Below are 5,394 nucleotides of genomic sequence, written 5' to 3'. Positions count from 1 at the left end.
GCGAATATCCATGAGTGATCGATTAAAAGAAATGTGCAAATCGCTGCGTCTAGCCTATGTGGCAGATATTTATGAAAAAGTCCCCTTCGAGAATCCCAGTCAATACCTGGAAGCCTTATTCCAGCAGGAATTCGACCTTCGTGATACAGCCAAGGGTGAACGTCTCATAAAGAAAGCCAGATTTATGAACGGTAAGGAGTTAGACAATTTTCAATGGGGTGACCAGGTGAAATTTCCACCACAGATCAATCGTGGAGACCTGGAGAGCTTGGGATTCATTTCGCGAAAAGAAAATGTCATTCTGACAGGCTCGCCCGGTACAGGCAAGACACATATTGCAACCGGATTGGGACGGCAAGCATGTCGAAAAGGATATGAAGTGCGTTTCTACCGCGTAGCCGATTTAGTGGATCAATTGGAGAAAGCTTGGAACGAGGGTAAACTTCAATGGTTCAGGAACAAGTTCAAGAAGGTGGACCTCATCATTTTGGATGAAATGGGGTTATATTCCGTTTAGTAAGGATGGAGCTGAGCTACTGTTCCAGCTAGTTACGGACTGGTACGAGCAGAAGAGCCTTATCATTACTTCCAATCTGGAATTTAGCCAATGGAATCGCATCTTCGTCGATGCAAGACTGACAGCTGCATTGGTGGATCGTGTGATTCACCATGCTCATATACTAAGTTTTACCGGTGACAGTTATCGTGTTACACACGCTCTATCGAACTACCCATCATAAAAAATGGGGCTGGCAAAGTTCTCGAATTTCTTTTGCATTTTTATCAGATTTTCTCTTGCAAAATACATCTGCTGAGTTAATGCTGTCTGTTATACAAAAGAGTATGAATATGAGGCAGAGAGGGTAAGAAGTTTGGAAGCGCGGACAGGCACTTTTCTAGCTTTTGCAGGTGCACTCTTAGTCTTCCTATCTAGTAGTTTGAAGTTACCTGATTTGAAAAAAACTGAGATTGATTCTATCGGTCAGGCATTTCCAATCGTTTTAGTAATTATCCTTACTTTTTTAACATTGGTCATTCTAGTATTGGCAGTTATTTATTTTGTCAGAGTAATATCTATACAAACATATAAAAGATTAGCTATCAAAGGATTCGTTGAAAATAATACACATGATAAAGTTGAGACAATTGCCAAGGAACTTATGATTGATTATCAAAGAGTAGTTAAGCACAATAATGAAGTAAATAATAAGAAAGTGGAAATTTATAAGAAAGGTCTATATGCAATAATGGCTGCTATTATAATGACAGCAATTGTTTATAGTATAAATATGTTTATATAGGAAGGGGGTAGCGTTATGCCGAAAGATGATGAAAGAAGTTGGGATGATAAACTAGGTGGTGGATCAAATAACACCGATAATACTTCTAGATTTGGTACCCAAAATATAGATGAAGGTACCAGATTTGGTACAGAAGATATTTCTAAAGGGTTTGGCACTAAGTCTGAATACTTTACAAGGAATACCGATAAGAAAAGCAATGACAACTAGTTGTGCTTTCTTTGAGCTTTCTCCAAGACATCTGATTGTGCTAATTCGTGAGCATGCGTGAATAAGAAACTTCCGACGGGATGGCATCCGAAACTAAAAATCTGTAATTAAATTTGAAAGCAATATCTTTGTATAATCGTTTTTGATTGTAGGTATTCGATCCACATATCGTATGGAAATAGAAATAATCATTGACGCATAATTCAGTTCTTCAGGCGCGCCGTAATTGGATTTTTTCATGACTTCACGATAAATCATTCTAATATCGATGGCTGAAATGATGGCATCATATTTTTCGGTAGTTCCATATCGTATAGTTCTTGAATGCTAAAAAGGCTTGGTTGTCGAATAAAGGGCATAAGGAGTACCCCCAGTCTTTTGGAATGTTTGGACAAGTACTATTATACAGATTTCGGGGAGGTACATCCTTTTTTATGTTTAAAACCCTTGCCCAGTAAGGGCTGAGATTTATGAAATTGATTCAAGTGTTTAGTTATAAAAAATCAAACATAACAAACACAGTTCAAACACCAAGTTATTAACTTATTATTGATGAATTTTGCAAAAACATCTAATATGGTTATAAAGTGTGTTTGAGAAATGAGGGTAAATCGCATGAGCAGTATAAAACTAAGTAATCCTAAGAGAAATAATAGTAATAAAAGAAATAAATCAAGTTGGTTTGATTACTATGCTGGATATTCACCGGAATTTGTAGAAGATGCACTAAACTATTTAAATCTCTCTTTAGATTCAGTAATTTTAGATCCTTGGAATGGTAGCGGAACTACAACTCAAATTGCTGAGGACTTAGGATATAGGGCGATTGGGTACGACATTAATCCTGTAATGTTAATTGTCGCAAAGGCAAAAGGAATTGACAACAAGTATTTAAAAAATGTTGAAGAAGAAGCTCACGAACTTATAGATGAATCTCACAATTGTGTAATAGAGGGAACAAATGATGATCCGCTTAGTATATGGTTACACCCTTCCAGTGTTTTGATATTTAGGAAGTTAGAGATGGCTATTCTTAATAAAAACTTAGTAAGTGATAAAGGAAAATTACAAAAATATAACTTTGAAAGTATATCAAGTAAAGTTGCATTTTATTACTTAGGTTTGTTTAAGACAATTAAGAAACTATTATTCCCGTTTAGATCATCGAATCCTACCTGGATAAAGAGACCAAAATTAACTAGTGAAAGAATGAAGATTAATGAAGATGAAGTTTTTGAATCATTCCTAACAAGTATGACTGAAATGGTTTCATCTATTGGCACCGAAAGTTCAAAAAAAAAGGTGAAAAATAGGGCGATTATATCTGTAAATACATCCGAATCTTTACCCCTGTCAAGTAATTCTGTAGATGCAATTATTACCTCGCCACCCTATTGTACAAGAATAGATTATGCAATTGCTACTGTTTTAGAACTAGCAATATTGGGTTTTTCTTCAGAGAATTATTTGACTGAATTAAGAAATAAAATGATAGGCACGCCGACTATAATAAAAGAACCTATTGAGATAAAAAAAGAATGGGGAACCTTCGCTAATACATTTTTGAAATTAGTTGCTGAACATGAATCAAAAGCATCTCGTTCATATTATTATAAAGTTTATTTACAATACTTTAATTCTATGTATAATTCTATAAAAGAAATTAATCGTGTAATGAAAGGTGGAAGTTATTGTATCCTTGTTGTTCAAGATTCATATTATAAAGATATTTTAATAGACCTATCAACTATTTTCTCTGAGATGGGAGAAAGTCTTTCTTGGAGAGTGGAAAACAAAATTAGTTATCAAAATAAAAGAACTTTAGCCTCAATACACCAAGATACAAGAAAATACAGGAAAAGTTCTGCTGTAAGCGAAAGTGCGTTAATTTTTCAAAAAGTTAACTAGGGTGGTGTTTGATTTGTTGTCTGGTATCGATTTAGTAAACGCTGTTGATCAAAAAATAGAAAAGATAAGAACGAAAAGCTTAGATTTATCGTTTAATGAATTAATGGATATGTATGAGGATGGGGAACTTGTTATATCTCCTGATTATCAAAGGTTATTTAGATGGACTGAAGGTAGCCAGTCAAGATTTATTGAATCCTTAATTCTTGAAATGCCTGTTCCGCCCATTTTCTTCATTGAGCGAGAAGAGGGTATATATGAATTAATAGATGGTTTGCAACGTATTTCATCATACTTACATTTTCGAGGTAGGCATGAAATGAGAAAAAATGACGATGGAACATTTAAACAGCTTGAATTAAGTGATTGTGATATTGTGCCAGAACTAAATGGATATACATATGACGACTTACCTAAAGCTATGGCTATTAAGTTGAAAAGAAATTTTATTCGGGTGGAAATTTTAAGAAAAGAGAGTGACCAACGCCTTAGGTATTATATGTTTAAGAGATTGAATACAGGAGGGGAGAATCTTAAACCACAAGAAATTAGAAACAGTACAATAAAATTATTAAATGATGATTTTAATCAATTTATAATAAGTATGAGTAAGATTAATTCATTTCAAAGATGTATAGATAATATTTCTGATGAGAAGAAAGAGCAACGTTATGATCAAGAATTGGTGTTAAGATTTTTTGCTTTTAAAAATTATAGAGATGAATATAAACATGATGTTGGGGAGTTTTTAACAGATTATATGGAAGAGGTTTCGGATCCAAGTAATACAACTGTTAATTTTGATTATGACAGAGAAGAAGCATTATTTAAAAAGACATTTGATATTTTAAGTAAAACATTGGATAACCAAATCTTTTCTGGAATGAATAAGAACGGTAATTTAATAACAAGATTTCTAACTTATCACTATGAAGCTTTTACATTGGGAATTCAAAATGCAATAAATCGAATAGATCCAGAAGATGGTGATATAATTGAGAAGTTAAAAGAAATCTTTCTCGATATCAAAAATGATGATGAATTTAGAAAGATGACTACCGGTGGAGGTAAAAATTATTCACGTCCTCTAAATGATAGAATCAGCTTTGTTCAAACAAGAGTAGATGGATTATTATGAATAATTTAGATATTCGGGCGCAAATTGAAGAAGAGATAACGTGGAGGTACAATGAAATTCGATTTTTGAAAAATCAATTACCTAATATCCCAAAAGAAAGCGATAAAGAAAAGTATCGTAAATCACTTATTGTTATGCTTTATTCACACTATGAAGGTTTTTGTAAAACATTATTTTTAATTTATATTCACGAGATCAACAAAAAAGAAATTTCTAGCTCGAAAGTAAATAAATATATAGCCACTGCTTCTTTTGATGAAGCATTTAAGGCATATGACAACAGAGATAAGAAGAATAAATTTTTTAAAAACTCCTTACCTGGTGATCAAAAATTGCATAAATACTCTCGTCAAGTAGATTTCTTAAGTGCCGTAGATAATCTCTGGAATAAAAAGGTTGTAATACCGGAAAAATTAATTGATACTGAGTCTAATTTAAAACCAATTGTGCTTAGGAAGCTCCTTTTTAGGTTAGGATTTCCCCATGATAGCTTTTCATCTTACGAAGGGAAAATAGACCTCTTATTAAATAAAAGAAACAATATTGCCCATGGTGCTGAAAAAGAGGGTATTAATGAAAAAGATTACAATAATATTGAAAACGCAACCTTTAATATTATTGATGAACTAAAAAAAATGGTAATAAAAGCTTTAGAAAATGAAGTATATCTTAAAGAGATTAAGACACAAAGTCATTGAATCCCAGTGTAGGATTATTTAAAAATCCATACTGGGTTTCTTATTTTAAAAATAAAGAATTAAGGTTCTTCACCGATAATTGTGGGTTTTGCTCCCTCTAATGCACTATTTCATCCGAATTTTCTCTAAAACGGCTGTT

5 protein-coding genes and 2 pseudogenes are annotated in these 5,394 nt (G+C 33.0%); 6 read left to right on the top strand and 1 reads right to left on the bottom strand.

The features are described 5' to 3' along the window. Positions 1-10: 10 nt before the first annotated feature. From istB to KQ486_RS13550, 3 genes and pseudogenes are all read left to right on the top strand, one after another. Positions 11-740: pseudogene (gene istB / locus KQ486_RS13560) on the top strand (IS21-like element helper ATPase IstB). A 132-nt stretch (positions 741-872) separates the two neighbouring features. Further along, positions 873-1,301 (top strand): hypothetical protein, encoded by a 429-nt coding sequence (locus tag KQ486_RS13555; protein ID WP_216687969.1) that lies wholly within the window; start codon positions 873-875, stop codon positions 1,299-1,301. Between the two features lie 15 nt (positions 1,302-1,316). Then, on the top strand, positions 1,317-1,511 hold the full coding sequence (locus tag KQ486_RS13550; RefSeq protein WP_216687968.1) for a hypothetical protein: 195 nt from the start codon (positions 1,317-1,319) through the stop codon (positions 1,509-1,511). A 46-nt stretch (positions 1,512-1,557) separates the two neighbouring features. Here KQ486_RS13550 and KQ486_RS14445 read toward each other — a convergent pair. Continuing rightward, positions 1,558-1,870: pseudogene (locus tag KQ486_RS14445) on the bottom strand (IS5/IS1182 family transposase); the annotation flags it as partial. A gap of 256 nt (positions 1,871-2,126) precedes the next feature. Here KQ486_RS14445 and KQ486_RS13545 point away from each other — a divergent pair. From KQ486_RS13545 to KQ486_RS13535, 3 genes are read left to right on the top strand one after another with little or no spacing between them, the layout of a single operon-like run. Continuing rightward, the gene (locus KQ486_RS13545; RefSeq protein ID WP_216687967.1) at positions 2,127-3,419 is read left to right on the top strand and encodes a DNA methyltransferase; all 1,293 of its coding nucleotides are present in this window, start codon (positions 2,127-2,129) and stop codon (positions 3,417-3,419) included. Between the two features lie 16 nt (positions 3,420-3,435). Then, positions 3,436-4,557, top strand: coding sequence for a DUF262 domain-containing protein (locus KQ486_RS13540; protein ID WP_246569347.1), 1,122 nt, complete (start codon positions 3,436-3,438; stop codon positions 4,555-4,557). Then, positions 4,554-5,255: an MAE_28990/MAE_18760 family HEPN-like nuclease gene (locus tag KQ486_RS13535; RefSeq protein WP_216687965.1), complete on the top strand. Its 702-nt coding sequence runs from the start codon at positions 4,554-4,556 to the stop codon at positions 5,253-5,255. Before KQ486_RS13540 ends, KQ486_RS13535 begins: the two co-directional genes overlap by 4 nt. The last annotated feature ends 139 nt before the right edge of the window (positions 5,256-5,394 follow it).

It is taken from the genome of Allobacillus halotolerans (genome assembly GCF_018967645.1).
GTDB lineage: Bacteria > Bacillota > Bacilli > Bacillales > Alkalibacillaceae > Allobacillus > Allobacillus halotolerans.
The sequence above is the reverse complement of the archived record's forward strand: the minus strand, read 5'-3'. Positions and strand labels throughout refer to the sequence as shown.